Annotated in this window: 12 protein-coding genes; 6 read left to right on the plus strand and 6 right to left on the minus strand. The window is 62.5% G+C overall.

The window, feature by feature from the left end:
* Nucleotides 1-2: 2 nt before the first annotated feature.
* Complete coding sequence (locus tag ACYQ47_RS05905) at nucleotides 3-1,025, minus strand: LacI family DNA-binding transcriptional regulator (RefSeq protein ID WP_244829070.1); 1,023 nt, start codon at nucleotides 1,023-1,025, stop codon at nucleotides 3-5.
* 186 nt (nucleotides 1,026-1,211) lie between these two features.
* Here ACYQ47_RS05905 and ACYQ47_RS05910 point away from each other — a divergent pair, with 186 nt between their 5' ends.
* On the plus strand, nucleotides 1,212-1,628 hold the full coding sequence (locus ACYQ47_RS05910) for a YciI family protein (protein ID WP_309850174.1): 417 nt from the start codon (nucleotides 1,212-1,214) through the stop codon (nucleotides 1,626-1,628).
* A 29-nt stretch (nucleotides 1,629-1,657) separates the two neighbouring features.
* On the opposite strand, the gene ACYQ47_RS05915 is transcribed toward ACYQ47_RS05910, so the two are convergent.
* Nucleotides 1,658-2,092 (minus strand): MarR family winged helix-turn-helix transcriptional regulator, encoded by a 435-nt coding sequence (locus ACYQ47_RS05915; RefSeq protein WP_459904731.1) that lies wholly within the window; start codon nucleotides 2,090-2,092, stop codon nucleotides 1,658-1,660.
* A gap of 350 nt (nucleotides 2,093-2,442) precedes the next feature.
* Here ACYQ47_RS05915 and ACYQ47_RS05920 point away from each other — a divergent pair, with 350 nt between their 5' ends.
* Nucleotides 2,443-3,588 (plus strand): branched-chain amino acid ABC transporter substrate-binding protein, encoded by a 1,146-nt coding sequence (locus ACYQ47_RS05920; protein WP_244829067.1) that lies wholly within the window; start codon nucleotides 2,443-2,445, stop codon nucleotides 3,586-3,588.
* Nucleotides 3,589-3,601: 13 nt separating this feature from the next.
* Here the strand turns inward: ACYQ47_RS05920 and ACYQ47_RS05925 are convergent, their stop codons facing one another.
* Nucleotides 3,602-4,531 (minus strand): LysR substrate-binding domain-containing protein, encoded by a 930-nt coding sequence (locus ACYQ47_RS05925; protein ID WP_459904732.1) that lies wholly within the window; start codon nucleotides 4,529-4,531, stop codon nucleotides 3,602-3,604.
* Between the two features lie 126 nt (nucleotides 4,532-4,657).
* On the opposite strand from ACYQ47_RS05925, the gene ACYQ47_RS05930 reads away from it, so the two are divergent.
* The 3 genes from ACYQ47_RS05930 (at nucleotide 4,658) to ACYQ47_RS05940 (ending at nucleotide 8,306) form a co-directional block, all read left to right on the plus strand.
* Complete coding sequence (locus ACYQ47_RS05930; RefSeq protein ID WP_250526515.1) at nucleotides 4,658-5,812, plus strand: methionine aminotransferase; 1,155 nt, start codon at nucleotides 4,658-4,660, stop codon at nucleotides 5,810-5,812.
* A 21-nt stretch (nucleotides 5,813-5,833) separates the two neighbouring features.
* Nucleotides 5,834-6,616 (plus strand): ABC transporter substrate-binding protein, encoded by a 783-nt coding sequence (locus ACYQ47_RS05935; protein ID WP_244829064.1) that lies wholly within the window; start codon nucleotides 5,834-5,836, stop codon nucleotides 6,614-6,616.
* A gap of 106 nt (nucleotides 6,617-6,722) precedes the next feature.
* The gene (locus ACYQ47_RS05940; protein WP_244829063.1) at nucleotides 6,723-8,306 is read left to right on the plus strand and encodes a DHA2 family efflux MFS transporter permease subunit; all 1,584 of its coding nucleotides are present in this window, start codon (nucleotides 6,723-6,725) and stop codon (nucleotides 8,304-8,306) included.
* A 40-nt stretch (nucleotides 8,307-8,346) separates the two neighbouring features.
* Here ACYQ47_RS05940 and ACYQ47_RS05945 read toward each other — a convergent pair whose 3' ends face one another.
* The 3 genes from ACYQ47_RS05945 to ACYQ47_RS05955 all read right to left on the minus strand — a co-directional run bounded on the left by ACYQ47_RS05945 (nucleotide 8,347) and on the right by ACYQ47_RS05955 (nucleotide 14,153).
* Nucleotides 8,347-8,784 carry a DUF29 domain-containing protein gene (locus tag ACYQ47_RS05945; RefSeq protein ID WP_459904733.1) on the minus strand — a complete coding sequence of 146 codons (438 nt, stop codon included), beginning with the start codon at nucleotides 8,782-8,784 and terminating at the stop codon, nucleotides 8,347-8,349.
* A gap of 103 nt (nucleotides 8,785-8,887) precedes the next feature.
* A complete protein-coding gene (locus ACYQ47_RS05950; RefSeq protein WP_459904734.1) occupies nucleotides 8,888-12,592 on the minus strand; it encodes a DUF748 domain-containing protein in 3,705 nt (1,234 codons plus the stop codon).
* Nucleotides 12,593-12,689: 97 nt separating this feature from the next.
* Complete coding sequence (locus tag ACYQ47_RS05955) at nucleotides 12,690-14,153, minus strand: DUF1254 domain-containing protein (protein WP_459904735.1); 1,464 nt, start codon at nucleotides 14,151-14,153, stop codon at nucleotides 12,690-12,692.
* A 249-nt stretch (nucleotides 14,154-14,402) separates the two neighbouring features.
* On the opposite strand from ACYQ47_RS05955, the gene ACYQ47_RS05960 reads away from it, so the two are divergent.
* Complete coding sequence (locus tag ACYQ47_RS05960; RefSeq protein ID WP_459904737.1) at nucleotides 14,403-15,050, plus strand: FMN-binding negative transcriptional regulator; 648 nt, start codon at nucleotides 14,403-14,405, stop codon at nucleotides 15,048-15,050.
* Nucleotides 15,051-15,099: the final 49 nt, after the last annotated feature.

The raw sequence follows: 15,099 nt of genomic DNA on the forward strand, positions 1-15,099 counted from the left end.
TTTCACGCGCTCCTTCGTTGAATGAGTCGATGCGGCAGCAGCACGCCCGGCACGTCCGCGCGTGGATCGCGCAGGCGCTTGAGCAGCAGTTCCGCCGCCGTTTCACCGAGCGCCTGCATAGGCTGCGAGACAGTGGTAAGCGGCGGATAGACATGTGCGGCCACCGCGATATCGTCGAAGCCCACTACCGCGACATCTTCCGGTACGCGCAAGCCGACGCCGCGCAGACCGTTCATCACGCCGATGGCGAGCGTGTCAGAAACGGCGAAGATCGCGGTCGGTCTTGTGCGCTCGCCAAGCGAGGCAAGCTGCGTGGCCGCGCGTTCGCCGGCGTCGTAATCGAGGCTTTCGAGTTCGACCTGCCACGCCGGATTGGCTTCGATACCCGCGTCCCGAAGCGCATCGCGATAACCGGCCAGCCGCTGGCGTCCGTACAGATAGCCGTGTCCCGAGTTGATGAGCGCGATGCGTTCGTGTCCCTTGCCAAGCAGATACCGCACGACATCGCCCGCTGCAAGATGATTGTCGATGCCCACGTAAGGCACGCCCGCGCCCGGATCGAATTCGCAGCACGCAACCCACGGCAAGGTCGAGGCCTCTTCGGCAAGCGCCTTTTGCACGGCGGCGGGGTCGAGACAAATTGCGCCATCCGCGCGGCGTCCGCGTAACAAGTCGAAGTAACTGCGCTCGCGCAAGGGGTCGGCGCCGGTATCGCACATCAGCATGAAATAGCCGTTTTGTCGCGCCACGCTGTCGATGCCACGTACGATAGCCGCATAAAACGGATTCCCGAAGTCCGGCACCATGGTGAGCAGCAGACGGCTTTCCGCCGTGCGAAGATTGCGCGCAAGTTCGTTGATGCGATAACCGCTTGCGGCCACGGCCACGCGCACTTTCTCGCGCGTCGTCTCGCGCACGTTCGCATGGCCGTTGAGCACGCGCGATACCGTCGCGACCGACACGCCCGCGCGCTCGGCGACATCCGCTATCGATACTTCCTCGCGTGTACGAACCGTATCCGACATGCTGCGCGCCACCGCGGCGAACGAGATGTAATGGATTACATTATTCGGCGCGAGACGCGCTTAAAGCAACCGGAATCAGCTAGGGATAAACGCTTAAAGCGCGCGTCTGTCGATTTGCTTGCGGCTGGCTCGTCGTAGGGTGTGAGCGGGGAAAGGCCACGCTTGCAACTTATCGAGGAGCATTCCATGCGTTTCATGATGCTGATGATCCCGCGCGGCTACGAAAGCGCGCAACCGGGCACGCTGCCCTCCGCCGAAGCCGTCGCCTCAATGATGAAGTACAACGAAGAACTGCAGAAGGCAGGCGTGTTGCTCGCGCTCGACGGACTGCATCCCCCTTCGATGGGCGCGCGCGTTTCGTTCGAAGGCGGCAAGCCGCGCGTCGTCGACGGCCCTTTCGCCGAAGCCAAGGAAGTGCTGGGCGGTTACTGGATGCTGCAGGTCAAATCGCGCGAAGAGGCGATCGAATGGGCGAAGCGTTGTCCCGCGTCGGACAACGAGGTGATCGAAGTGCGGCAAGTCATGGAGTTCGGCGACTTTCCGCCCGACGTGCAGGAAGCGGCGGCGGGCTTCGATGAAGCGCAGAACAAGCCGCGCTCTTGAGCCAGACGCGGAGCATTCGTGCTTTCGCCTCAAGCCGTCGCGGTCAGTTCGAATAGCGATTGACGCAAGGCCTTCGCGCGCTTCTCTCCGAACTTCGCTTCGAACTCGGCCTGCGCGATGCGCCATTGCTCGACCGCTTTCTTGAGCGTCTCCCTGCCTTGCGACGTCAGCCGCAGCCCGACTGCACGCGAACTCGCCGCCTGCTGCTCCGCTTCGACGATGCCATCGCGTTGCAAAGGCTTGAGCGCGCGAACGAGCGTGGTGCGGTCCATGACCATGGCGTCGGCGAGATCCGCCATCGACACATCGGGCCGGCGCGCGATAGCCAACATGAGCGTGTATTGCGCGGCCGTGATGCCGGCCACGTTCAGATGCCGCTCGTACAACTGCGAGACATAGCGCGCGGCCTGGCGGATTGCGAAGCAGTTGCAATCGAAGAGAGAAGAGTTCGGATTCGTAGCCATGCCGTTTAGCATATTTGTGCATATGCACTCTGTCAAGAGCCGCGTTTTCATCGACGCGACAGGAGGCTCTCGGGACGCGGCGCGAATCGTCGTGGCGCGACTTGCTTCAAATCCCGCAGTGCCGCATCCCGCTTGGGTATTCGGTCCGCCGACGCTATGCCGAAATCCGCATCCGTCACGCGACTTAACAACAAGACGCGGCGAATTTGGCTCCCTAAATTGCGCATGTCCCGCCTCGTTCACCGTGCGCCGGATGCGCGCGAGGGGAAAGCCCTTCTTGCCGGCGCACTTGTGGCGATGTCCCATTCGATAGTCGAAACAGTCAGTCAGACCAACAAGGAGAGGAAACCATGCGTATCCACACGAGCCTCAAGCTAGTCTGCGCCGCCGTCGCGCTTGCCGCGCTGCCGTTCGCCGCGGCCGCCGAGGACATGACGGTGAAAGTCGGCTTTGCCGCGCCGCTCACCGGCGCAAACGCGGGCTACGGCAAAGATCTCCAGAACGGCGTGCAACTCGCGCTCGATGAAGCGAACGCCAAAAAGATCAGCATCGGCGGCAAGACGGCGAAGTTCGAAATCGCGGCGGAAGACGATCAGGCCGACCCGCGCATCGGCGTGCAGGCCGCGCAGAAGCTCGTGGATGACGGCGTGGCCGTGGTCGTCGGACACTTCAACTCGGGCACGACGCTGCCTGCATCGCCGATCTACAACACCGCCGGCATTCCGCTGATCGATCCCGCGGCGACTAACCCGACCATTACCACGCGTGGCCTGGAAAACGTCTTCACGGTCATTTCGAGCGATGCGCAGAACGCGGGCAACGCCGGCGCCTACGCGGTGACGACGACGAAGGCGAAGAAGATCGGCATCATCGACGACCGCACGGCCTTCGGTCAGGGCGAAGCCGACGAGTTCGAGAAAGCGGTGAAAGCGAAAGGCGGCACGATCGTCGCGCGCGAATTCAGCGACAACCAGACGGTCGACTTCAGCGCGCAGCTCACGCGTCTAAAGGCGGCCAACGCCGATCTGATTTTCTTCGGCGGATTGGATCGGCAAGCGGCAGCCGTGGTCAAGCGCATGAAGCAGCTCGGCATGACCGCGCAGTTCGTGGGCGGCGGCGGCGTGATGGATGCCGACTTCCTCAAGCTCGCCGGCGACGCGGCCGAAGGCGCGCAGGCGTGGGAATACGGCAGCCCGCTCGACAAGCTGCCGCAAGGCAAGGCGTTCAGCGACAAGTTCCAGAAACGCTTCGGGGTGGCGATTCTCTCGTATGCGCCGTTCGGCTACGACGCCGCGTGGGCCGCGATCAACGCAATGGAGAAGGCCGGTTCCGCCGATCCCAAGGTGTATCGGCCGGCGTTGAAGAAGATTTCCTTCGATGGCATCACCGGCCCGATCGCATTCGATGACAACGGCGCGTTGAAGAACGCGTCATCGACGCTCTATCAGGTGAAGAACGGCCAGTGGGACACCGTGGTGACGAAGCACGGCATGTAAGCGTTGCACGTGCTCAGGCTTGCACGGCGTTCGTGTAAGCCTGGAGCGTCTCACGCGTCTGTGCCGCCTCCCCTTCCAGCCATTTCGCGAACTGCTGCAAGGTCGGCGACGGCGCGGGCCGCTCGGGGTAGACGAGGTAGTACGCCGCGCCGCTCGGCACACACAGCGAAAACGGCGCGATCACGCGTTTCGCGCGCAAGTCGTCCTCGATCAGCGACAAGTCGCCGATGGTTACGCCGAGACCCTGCATCGCCGATGTGATGGCGAGATCGAGCGTGTCGAAATGCTGCGCCTTCATCGAAGGAAGGCCGGCGTAACCATAAGCGCCGAGCCACAAGAGCCAGTCGCGCCGGTCGCGTGTGGGATGCAAAAGCGTTTTGCCGGTCAGATCGTCGGGCGACGGTGCGCGGTCCCGCCGAACCTTGAACTGCTCGGGCGCACAGACGGGCGTCAACACTTCATCGAACAGATGGTGCGAGCTGACACCCTTCTGCGCTGGCGCCGGCGCGCCAAACACGATGGCTGCATCGAACTGTTCGGCGTTGAACTCGACACTGTGCGACACGGCTGCTGTCACTTCGATCACCAGTTCCGGACGCTCGTTCTGCAGACGAATGACACGCGGCAAGACCCAGCGCATGGCGCAGGTCGGACACTTCAGACGCAGTGTTCCGGACTGTGCGCCACCTTTCGCGAGCGCATCGGCGATCTGTTCGAAAGCCTGCTGCAACGGCGCGATGAGCAACGCGCCATGATGCGTGAGCGCAAGGCCGCGCGCCTGCCGCACGAAGAGCGCATAGCCGAGATGCGCCTCCAGTCCGGCAATCTGGCGGCTCACCGCGCCTTGCGTCACGTTCAACACATCGGCGGCGCGCGTGAAATTGAGCTTGCGCGCGACCACGAGGAAGGTCTTCAGCACGTCCAGGGATGGCAAGGGTTTCATGTGGTCGTTCGCGGGTTTGTCTACGTAGCCATGAATTCGAAGCATGGCTAGTATGACAAAGTTTCGATTGTTCCGGCTTTATTGCCGCGGTTCAATCGACGAACTGCAATACCGGAGACATTTGCCGTGCAAAGCGCCTGCATCCCCGAGTCGAAGCTGCCGAGCGTCGGCACGACTATTTTCACCGTGATCGGCCAGCTTGCCGACGAACATCACGCGCTCAATCTTTCTCAAGGCGCGCCGAACTTCGCATGCGATCCGCGCCTGATCGAAGGCGTCGAGCGAGCCATGCGAGCAGGACATAACCAGTATTCGCCGATGTCGGGCGTGCTGGCGCTGCGTGAAGCCATCGCCGACAAGACGCACAAGCTGTATGGCGCGCAGTACGATCCGGGAACGGAAGTGACGGTTGTGGCGAGCGCGAGCGAGGGGCTTTACGCGACCATCAGCGCGCTCGTGCATCCCGGCGACGAGGTGATCTACTTCGAGCCGTCGTTCGACAGTTACGCGCCGATCGTGCAGCTTCAGGGTGCGACGCCTATCGCCATCCAGCTATCGGCGGAGAATTTTCAGATCGACTGGGACGAAGTCGCGGCGGCCATCACGCCGAAAACGCGCATGATCCTCGTCAACACGCCGCACAATCCGACCGGCAGCGCCTTCGCCGATGAAGACATCGCGCGTCTCACGGCGCTCACGCGCGACACGAAGATCATCGTGCTGTCGGACGAAGTCTACGAGCACGTAGTGTTCGACGGCGCGCCGCATCATGGCATGGCGCGCTACCCGGAACTGGCCGAGCGCAGCGTGATCGTGTCGTCGTTCGGCAAGTCGTATCACGTGACGGGCTGGCGCGTCGGCTACTGTCTCGCGCCCGCCGCGTTGACTGCCGAGATCCGCAAGATTCACCAGTTCATGACGTTTTCCGCCGATACGCCGATGCAAATGGCTTTCGCCGAAGCGCTCGCCGACGAATCGAGCTATCTCAACCTCGGACCGTTCTATCAGCACAAGCGCGACTTGCTGGCGACATCGCTCGCGGGATCGCGCTTCGAGTTGTTGCCGAGCGCGGGCAGTTTCTTCATGCTCGCACGCTACAGCGCGATTTCGGATGAAAGCGACAGCGACTTCGTGCTGCGCCTGATTCGCGAGGCGCGCGTGGCGACCATTCCGTTGTCCGCGTTTTATACCGACGGCACCGACAACCACGTGATCCGGCTTTCGTTCGCGAAGGACGACGACACGCTGATCGAAGGCGCGCGCCGCCTTTGCTCCATCTAAAAACATTCGAGACACGACACGATGAAGATCAAATACGCCGCCACCGCCCTATTCCTTGCCTGCTCGTTCGCGAGCGGCGCGGCGTTCGCCGCCGATACCTTGCGTTTCGGGCTCGAAGCGCAGTACCCGCCGTTCGAGTCGAAGGCGTCGACGGGCGAACTGCAAGGACTCGATATCGATGTCGGCAACGCCGTGTGCGTGGCGGCGCAGATGAGCTGCAAGTGGGTCGAGACCTCTTTCGACGGGTTGATTCCCGCGCTGCAGGGCCGCAAGTTCGACGCCATCAATTCGGCGATGAACGCGACCGACCAGCGCCGTCAGGCCATCGACTTCACGACGGTGGTGTATCGCGTGCCGACGCAACTCATCGCGAAAACGGGCAGTGGACTCGAACCGACGCCCGCGTCGCTAAAGGGCAAGAGCGTGGGCGTGTTGCAGGGTTCGATCCAGGAGACCTTTGCCAAGGCGCATTGGGAAAACGAAGGCGTGAAGGTCGTGCCGTATCAGGATCAGAACCAGGTCTACACGGACCTCAAGTCCGGCCGCCTCGATGCCACGCTGGTGCTCGCGCCTGCGGGACAAACCGGCTTTCTGTCGAAGCCCGACGGCAACGGCTTTGCGTTCGTCGGCGCGCCGGTGCGGGACGACAAGATTCTCGGCAGCGGCATTGCGTACGGCGTGCGCAAGGGCGACGATGCGCTGAAGAGCAAACTCAACGCGGCCATCGCGAAGGTGAAGGCCGACGGCACGATCGACAAGTTCGCGAAGAAGTATTTGGGGGAAATCGATATTTCGGCGAAATGAGGGATGAGCGGGCGTTCAGCAACTTTCCCACGGCACAGGCACACTGGCGGCTTGATTCACCACCCGCGGCGAGTTGAAGCGCCGCGGCGCCCTCACAGGAAAAGCATTGAGCACGCCGCCTCGAACGAACCCCGCCGCCCCTGGACAACCGGCCGCGCCCGCACCACTGCAAGGCGGGCAACTGGTGCTCGCCACTTTCGCCGTGGCGCTCGCTACGTTCATGAACGTGTTGGATTCGTCGATCGCCAACGTCGCGATTCCGACCATCTCCGGCAATCTCGGCGTCTCGGTCAACGAAGGCACCTGGGTCATTACGGTGTTCGCCGCGTCGAACGCGGTTTCCATTCCGCTAACCGGCTGGCTCACGCAGCGACTCGGGCAAATTCATCTGTTCGTCGGCGCGATCCTCATGTTCGTGCTCTCCTCGTGGTTGTGCGGTCTTGCGCCCAATTTGCCTGTGCTGCTTTTCGCGCGCGTCTTGCAGGGCGCGGTGGCCGGGCCGCTGATTCCGCTCTCGCAAGCCATTCTGCTCGGCTCGTATCCGAAAGAGAAATCTTCGATGGCGCTCTCGCTCTGGGCGATGACCGCGACCGTCGGCCCGATCGCCGGTCCCGCGCTCGGCGGCTGGATCACGGATAGTTATTCTTGGTCGTGGATCTTCTATATCAACATCCCGGTCGGCATTTTCGCGGCGGGCGTGACGTGGATCATCTACCGCAACCGCGAGTCGCCGAGCCGCAAGGCGCCTATCGATATCGTCGGGCTCGGGCTGCTGATCGCGTGGGTCGCGTCCTTGCAGATCATGCTCGACAAGGGACGCGATCTCGACTGGTTCCAGTCGCCGGTCATCGTCATTCTCGCGATAACGGCAGCCATTTCATTCGCGTTTTTCGTCGTGTGGGAGCTGACGGCGGAGAATCCGGTCGTCGATTTGCGGCTCTTCGCGGGACGCAATTTCTTCGGCGGCACGGTGGCCATTTCGGTCGCTTATGGCGTGTTTTTCGGCAATCTCGTGTTGTTGCCGCAATGGATGCAGCAGTATTTGAACTACCGTTCCGTCGACGCGGGTCTCGTCACCGCGCCGCTCGGCATCTTCGCCGTGATTCTTGCGCCGGTAATGGGCAAGGTGCTGCCGCGCAGCGACGCACGCGTGATCGCGACCATGGCGTTCGTCGGCTTTGCGTTCGTATTCTGGCTGCGCTCGAAGTATGTGATCGAGATCGATACCTGGCATCTCGTGCTGCCGACGCTCCTGCAAGGCATTCCAATGGCGATGTTCTTCGTGCCGCTCACGGCCATCGTGCTGTCGGGCTTGCCGCCATCGAAAATACCGGCGGCGGCAGGCTTGTCGAATTTCGCGCGGGTGTTTTGCGGCGCGGTGGGGACATCGCTTGCGGGCAACGAGTGGGATCATCGGATCGCGCTGCATCACGAGCGGCTGACGGAGCAGGCGAATATTTATAACCCGGCGTTCTTGCAGTCGCTCGGCATGTCGCAATCGACGCTGAATATCGGTGAAGCCCAGGCGCGTGGGATGTTCAACTTCACCGTCAACACTCAAGCCGCGATGATGGGACTCAACGATATCTTCCTCATTTCAGCGGTCATCTTCATTCTGATCATTCCGCTGATTTGGATTACGAAGGTGGCGAAGGGTGGCGGCGGTGGGGCGGCGGCGGGGGCGCATTAGATGGTGGCTCGCGGGCTGAGAAAGCCCGCGCATCGGGAAGTCAGCCGGGGTAGAACTCTGGTTCGAGTGCCTGGATCATTGGCCAAGCACACAATTCCGGAAATACGTCGATATCGATTCCCGTCTCCGCCTGCGCCAGATTTTTAGCCTTGGACCAAATAAGGTCGATCCAATCCGCGTCATCGAACTTAGCTTTAAGGCTCGGTGCTTCTCGCAAAACATACATTACGTCTTTGCGCTGCGTGCGGATCGTAAATCGCGAGCTTGTGCTACGCCTCTCCGGCTGAAACCGCCACTTCAACAAATGCGCTAGCAGCACCGACATGCGGCTTGCCAGTTCTCGTTGCTCGCTCTTGCCCACGTCTTCGATTTCCTCTGCGATATGCTCGATATCGATGGCCGAGAGCTTTCCTTCACGCAGCAGCGCGGCCTGTTCCTTGGCCCATGCCACCACGTCTTGCTCGTAACTCGTTCCCATCGGCTGACTCCCGTTCTTCAGCGGTTATCCGGTTCGAACGGACGTTGAAATAATAAACAATACTTGCAGCAGGCAAAGGTCGTCCATACGGCCAACGCTCACTTCAACCCTTCAACCCCAACTCCACCCGCTCCCCCGCGCCCTTATCCTTGATCCCGTCCGCGTTCAGCTTGGGCGCGACGACAAAAATCCGGCTGCTGTCGATCTTTCCGTCGAAGTACTCCTTCACCGCCTGCGCGCGGCGCTGCGCCAGATCGCGCAACGCGCCTTCATCGACCGGTGCGTTTTCAGTCAGCGCGCTCTTCATGTCCTCGTCCGGCACCGACTTCGTCAAACCGATGAAGTTCTTCGGCTTCTTGAAATCCGCCGACTTATAAAACTTCGTCAGATACTTGTCGTAATCCGCATCCGATACCTTCACCGACTGCCAGTCCACATTCTCGCCGCCATCCGACATGTCGCGGACCTTCGCGCGTTTGATTTGGCCATCCAGCCAAGCGCTGCGTAACGCGGGTTCATCGACTTTCGGATCGACTCGCCCCGTCACATCCAGCCTGATCGACGGCTTATCCGCGAGCGCCTTCGAAATCGTCTCCAGCTTCTTCTGCGCGGCATCGTTAAGCGTCGCCGAGCCTGCGTCGAATTCGACGTAATTCAGCTCCTCGCCGCTGCCGCCGAACGCATGCGCGAGCAGCGAGAACGGCGCGGTCACCGCCTTTTGCACCAGATTCAATATGGCTTGCCAGACGAGCCCGCCAATAGAAAACTCCGGATTCGAAAGCGATCCCGAAATGGGAATGTTCACGTCGATCTCGCCGCGCGAATTCTTCAGCAACGACACGGCGAGCCGCACCGGCAACTTCGTCGCCGTCGAATTGTCGACGTGATCGCCGAACGTCAACTGGTCGATGAACAGGTGGTTGTTCGCCGTGAGCTTGTCGTCGCCGAGCATGTAATGCAGATCGACGTTGAGCTTGCCCTTCGTGATCGGATAGCCCGCATACTTCGACGAATACGGCGTGAGGTTGGTGAGCTCTACGTCGTGCGCGCTCGCGGTCAAGTCGAGCGCGGGCTTTTCGATGAGCGGATTCACCTGTCCCTTGATCGAAACCGGTCCGTTCGCGGCGAGCTTGGCGGCAACATCGACGGGCGCGGGCGTCGTCGAATGCGTGCCGAATGCGCCGATGGTCCCGTTGATCGACACGAGATTCGCCGTGAAGTTGGGCTTGATGAAGTTGTCGGTGTAGGTCACACGGCCGTTCTGCAATACGAGCTGGCCGAAGCGCATGTTCACCGGAGGACCGGAGGCCGCCGCCGTCTTGACCGGCGCACTCGCCGCGACCGGCGCGGATGCCGCCGCCGAGGCCTCGGGCTTCGACTGATCGCGCGTCACCGACTGCCGCGGGCCGTTGTCGCTTGCCACGACGCTCTTCAGGTTCAGCTTGCCTTGCGCGTCGAGCAACACGCGGCCGTAGAAGTTCGCGAAGGTCACGCGCGCCGCGTCAACGTCCGTGCCGCGCTCGCCATAATTCACCTTTACGTTGGTGAGGCCGAGCAGTTTCCAGCCGGCGAAACGGTCGGACGTCGCTTTGTCCTGCATGCGCACGTCTGTCAGCGAAACATCGCCCTTGTAGGAAGCCGCGAGCGTCTTGCCACTGCCCGACAAGCCGACATCGCCATTGGCGTTGAGGAACGCGCTTGCGATATCGACGTTGAGTTTGTCGCCGAAATACGGTTCGAAGGCGGCGGCATCGACCTGATCGCCCTTCACATGCAGCGCGAGCTTGAGCGGTGTGACCGTGACCGCGCCATTTATATCGAGCGCGCCACGCCCGTTGAGCGTGAGCTTGCCGGTAACATCGAGCGGTTTCGAGAGATCGTCGCTGAACTGCTTCACGGCTACCGACATCGGCGCAATGCGCAGCTTCACGGGCGTCGTGGGCGTCAAGTCGGTGACATTAGCCGAGGCGTTATCGAGCGCGATCTGGCCAATTTGATAGCGCCACGCCGGTCCCGCTTCCTGCGCCTTCTGAATCTTGCGCGTGGCGCTCGGCTCCGGCGCAACCTCATGCGCTCCAGCGAGCGCGGCCAGGTCGATACTGCCGTCCTTGCGGCGCGTGGCATCGAGCGAAAGTCCCTTCAACTGCACGCTGTCGAGCGCGACCTGACGCGCGGGCACATCCACCTTGACGATCTTCGCGAGCGCGGCATCGAGCTTGATGGGCGCGGCGGCATCCGCGCCATTCGATGCATTCGGCACGAGCGTGAGCGCGTCGAGTTTCACATCGCCCGCGCCGACCTGCACGTTGGCATCCGGCTTCGACCAATCGACCGACACCGGCAGATTCGCGCCGAGCGTGCCGCTCGTCACGCGCGCCGCCAGCGAATTCGCGATATAAGGCTGCAACGGCGGCAGCGCCAATGCTTCGAGCGCCAACTTGACGTCGGCGGTCTTGGCGGCGAGCGCGACGTTGCCGGAAGCGCCGAGCGAACCGCCGTGACCGAACGCCGTCTTGAGCGTGTAGCGCGCGGGCGTCTTGTCGAGCGTCGAAAAACCATCGAGCGTGACGGCTAGACCTGTCAGCGTTTCCTGCACGCGCTGCTTCATCAACTGGTCGTCGAACGCGATCTTGCCGTCGTCGATGGCAACGTGCTTGATGGCCAGATCGAGCGGCGGCGCGTCCTTCGCTTCGGGCTTCTTCACCTCGGCCTTCGCGGGCGGCGGCGCGAGTTTCTGCACGTTGAGCGTGCCGGACGTATCGCGCGCGAGCCGTACATCCGGACCCGCAAGCGTCACTTCGTCGAGATGATAGATATCGCGCAACGGCTCGGCGTTGGCAATCTTCACATGCAACGCGCGCGCGGCGACGAGCGGTGCGTTCGCTTTATCGGTGACGGCGAGATCGGCCAAATCCGCAGTGCCGTCGATACGAATGGTCGGTGCATCGCCGGCAATGGCAAAGCGCACGTTGAGGTCGGTCGTGAGCTTGCCGCTCTTCACCGCGACGGGCACGGAAGCCGGCGCGTAAGACGCCATCTGCGGCACGTCGAGTCCGTCGAGCGTGAGCGCGATCTCCGACTCGCGCGACTCCGAAAACGGCTTCGTGCGGCCCTTCACGACGAGCGGCGAGCCGTCGATGTGCGCCTGTAATAACGGCGTCACGAAAATATCGGTGGCCGAGGGCAGCGTCGCGATGAAAGGGATACCGAGCGCGAACTGGTCGATGGTGTGCTTCGCCTTCAGGAGCCGGTCGTCGAACACGATCCGGCCGTTCTCCACGCGAATGTTCGACACGGAGAAGCGCGCCGGCTTGTCCGATGGCGGCGACGAAGGCTTCGAGAATTTCTCGATCAGATCGGAGAAATTGAAATGCTCGCCGTCGAAACGCACGATGCTGATGCGCGGCGAATCGATCTTCAGTTCATTGACGACGGGCGCGAGCCGGAAGATGGACGACCACGACGTGCGCACGACGAGCCGCGACACATCGACGAAACCGGCCGCCGCGCCGGGCGCTTTCGCGAGATTCGCGGGCGCTTCGCCGATATGCACGTCATCAGCTTCGAAATCGAGCGAATAGGGATTGAGCCAAATGCGCCGGATGGTCACCGGCCGGTCGAGTTGCTTGCCAAGCTGTTGCTCGGCGATATGACGAATGACCGGCGGCGCGACGAAGAAGCCGAGAAGGCCGATGACCACCATGAAGACGATCAGGCCAATCGCGATTCGCCGCGTACGCCGTGCATGCACGACGCCGCGCAGGGTTTGCCCGGCCGAGGCCAGTGAAGACTTGGTGACGCTTGCCATTCGATGCGCGCTGCGACGCGCGGCGGCGCATCGCCCTGTCAGGTAGAGAATGCTTCGAGTATACGACGAGGCATCGCGCAAACGTTCATCAAATGCTTCACTGCCGTTCGACGGCCGGCGGCGTCCACGTGCCGTCGCTTGCCTGCGGTTTGGGCGCGTAGAGGCGCATCGTCAGCTGAAAGTCGCCGTCGGGCGCGGGCAGCCAGTTCGATGCGCGCGCACGCGGCGGTGCTTCGGCCGATACGGTGACATCGACCGAACCGTCGCGGTTTTTCTTGAGGCGGTCGCGGTCGCTTAGCGACAGACGCGGCAGCTTGCCGTTGGCGAACGCGCCATCCTTCGTGTAGGCCGCGAGCGTCCAGAAACCGCGCACCGGCGGCAACTGGTTCGGCGCGAAGTGCAGCACGTAGGTGTTCGCGCCGTTGAGCGGATGGCCGTCGCTGTCCACGCGCGCAACCGGCTTCGCTTCGCCCGCCTTCGTCCCCGAAAACGGCTGATAGCGCGCGAGATAAGCCCGCAGAATGTAATCCGTGCCGTAGTTGCCGACGTCGTCGCCGAACCACGTCCAGCCGTTCTTCGTGATCGCGTTCGATGGCGCCGTCGCGAGATGCGCGCGGCCATCCGCGACACCGGACGCCAGAAGCGGCGCGTCGGCCTTCTTGAACTGCACCGGTTCGCCCGGCTTCACGCCGAGATCGGCGAGGCGGGACATCGCGGGCGCATCGTCGGCGGCGGGCGGATTGTCGTCGAGCGAGCGGGCAAGGCGCGCGAAAAACGCGTTGGCATCGAGCGCTTCGGCCTGCGCGCCGGGCGATGCCGTCGGCGCCGCGCTCGGCAAAGGCGGCACGCTAGGCGTCTGGCCCGTGGCATTGCCCGGCCACGCGCCCGTCACGGTCGAAGTAGGATCGGCGAGCGAGCCCTTGGTGGGCGTAAGCGTATCGATGCGCATCGACGTCTGCAGCTTTCTGACTTCGCGCACGTCGCGCATGCCGTTCACCCGCACGCGCACCGAAAGCCAGACATAGCGCGTGCGCGTTTCGACGCGCGTTGCACCGGCGGGCAGCGTGCCCGTAAAGCCGGCGGGCACGAAGGCAATGAGCTGCGCCTTCGGAAACGGCGTCGTGTCGGCGCTCGAATACAGCGCGTTGCTCCATGCATCGAACGCGCGGGTATCGAGATAGCGTGCGCGCGGCGCGGCGGGCACGGTCACGATCACGGGATCGGCGGATACATCGAGCCATGCGGAGGAATCGAGCGTATCGACGCTCGGCCAGCCGGTCGCGCCCGCGGGCGGCAACGCGATGGCGTGGCGGAACGTGTTGAGCGGCGCCTGACCCGGCCGCGCCGCCCCGCTTGCACGTTCCCGCGCGATGTCCGACGCGACGAGCGGAAAGCCGAACGTGTAGGCATCGACGACCTGGTTTTTCACCCAGCCGCCCGTATTTGCCGCCTCGGGCGTCGCGGTTCCCGCGCAGCCGGCGAGCAAGGCCGCGGCAGAAAGGCTCGTGCTGACCCATAAAGCGGCGTCGAGCGGAAACGTCCAGCGTCGGTGCTTATTCATTCGAATGGAAATCCGGTTTTATTTCGATGGGTTCGCAGACGAGCAGCCCGCCGCCGTCCTGATCCCCGAGGTAGCGCGCCGAAAATTCGATCTCGAAATTGGGGTTTTAACGTATCCGCTGATGATAGGCAAGACAACACGCATAAAAGGCGCTACTCGTCGCGCAAATACGTCTGACCACTCGTCGAGACTCGCTTCACGGCATCGCGTAACATGAATGTTTTGGAACCTTTCGAACGAGTCCGACGCATGTATATTCCCGCCCATTTCGAGGAAAACCGCCCGGAAGCCCTGCGCGCGCTGATCGCCGCGCATCCTTTTGGCGCATTGGTCACGCATGGCCCGAATGGGCTCGACGCTAATCACATTCCTTTCGAACTCGATCCCGCCATCGGCGAACACGGCACCTTGCGCGCGCACGTGGCACGTGCAAATCCCGTGTGGCGCGAAGTCGGGGCGCGCGAGGACGTGCTGGTGATCTTTCAGGGCGCGGAAGGTTATATCTCGCCGACTTTCTATCCGAGCAAGCAGGAGACCCACCGTCAAGTGCCGACGTGGAATTACCTCGTCGTGCATGCGCATGGCCGAATCACCGTGCGTGACGACGAAGCCTACGTGCGCGGCGTCGTTGCGAAACTCACGCGCAAGATGGAAGCGGGCGAAGCAATGCCGTGGAAAATGGGCGACGCTCCGCGCGATTTCATCGATCAATTGCTGGGCGCGATCGTCGGCATCGAAATCGAGGTGACGCGGCTGGTCGGCAAGGCAAAGCTTTCGCAGAACAAGGCTGAAGCAGACCGCATCGGCGCGGTCGAGGGCTTGCGTCAGCGCGGCGGCCAGGAAGCCGGCGCGCTCGCCGACGCCATGTTCGGCTCGATCGAACCGCCTCGCGACTGAAATGCGCTCTTGACCTTCCAATCGTTGGAAGGTCAATACTGGCTTCATG

The sequence above is a fragment of the Caballeronia sp. HLA56 genome, assembly GCF_054655155.1.

What these genes read in the sequence shown, in the direction of transcription:
- ACYQ47_RS05920 (WP_244829067.1), top strand. Translation starts at nt 2,443, where the DNA reads ATGCGTATCCACACGAGCCTCAAGCTAGTCTGCGCCGCCGTCGCGCTT.
- ACYQ47_RS05935 (WP_244829064.1), top strand. Translation starts at nt 5,834, where the DNA reads ATGAAGATCAAATACGCCGCCACCGCCCTATTCCTTGCCTGCTCGTTC.
- ACYQ47_RS05950 (WP_459904734.1), bottom strand. Translation starts at nt 12,592, where the DNA reads ATGGCAAGCGTCACCAAGTCTTCACTGGCCTCGGCCGGGCAAACCCTG.
- ACYQ47_RS05915 (WP_459904731.1), bottom strand. Translation starts at nt 2,092, where the DNA reads ATGGCTACGAATCCGAACTCTTCTCTCTTCGATTGCAACTGCTTCGCA.
- ACYQ47_RS05960 (WP_459904737.1), top strand. Translation starts at nt 14,403, where the DNA reads ATGTATATTCCCGCCCATTTCGAGGAAAACCGCCCGGAAGCCCTGCGC.
- ACYQ47_RS05945 (WP_459904733.1), bottom strand. Translation starts at nt 8,784, where the DNA reads ATGGGAACGAGTTACGAGCAAGACGTGGTGGCATGGGCCAAGGAACAG.
- ACYQ47_RS05905 (WP_244829070.1), bottom strand. Translation starts at nt 1,025, where the DNA reads ATGTCGGATACGGTTCGTACACGCGAGGAAGTATCGATAGCGGATGTC.
- ACYQ47_RS05910 (WP_309850174.1), top strand. Translation starts at nt 1,212, where the DNA reads ATGCGTTTCATGATGCTGATGATCCCGCGCGGCTACGAAAGCGCGCAA.
- ACYQ47_RS05955 (WP_459904735.1), bottom strand. Translation starts at nt 14,153, where the DNA reads ATGAATAAGCACCGACGCTGGACGTTTCCGCTCGACGCCGCTTTATGG.
- ACYQ47_RS05925 (WP_459904732.1), bottom strand. Translation starts at nt 4,531, where the DNA reads ATGAAACCCTTGCCATCCCTGGACGTGCTGAAGACCTTCCTCGTGGTC.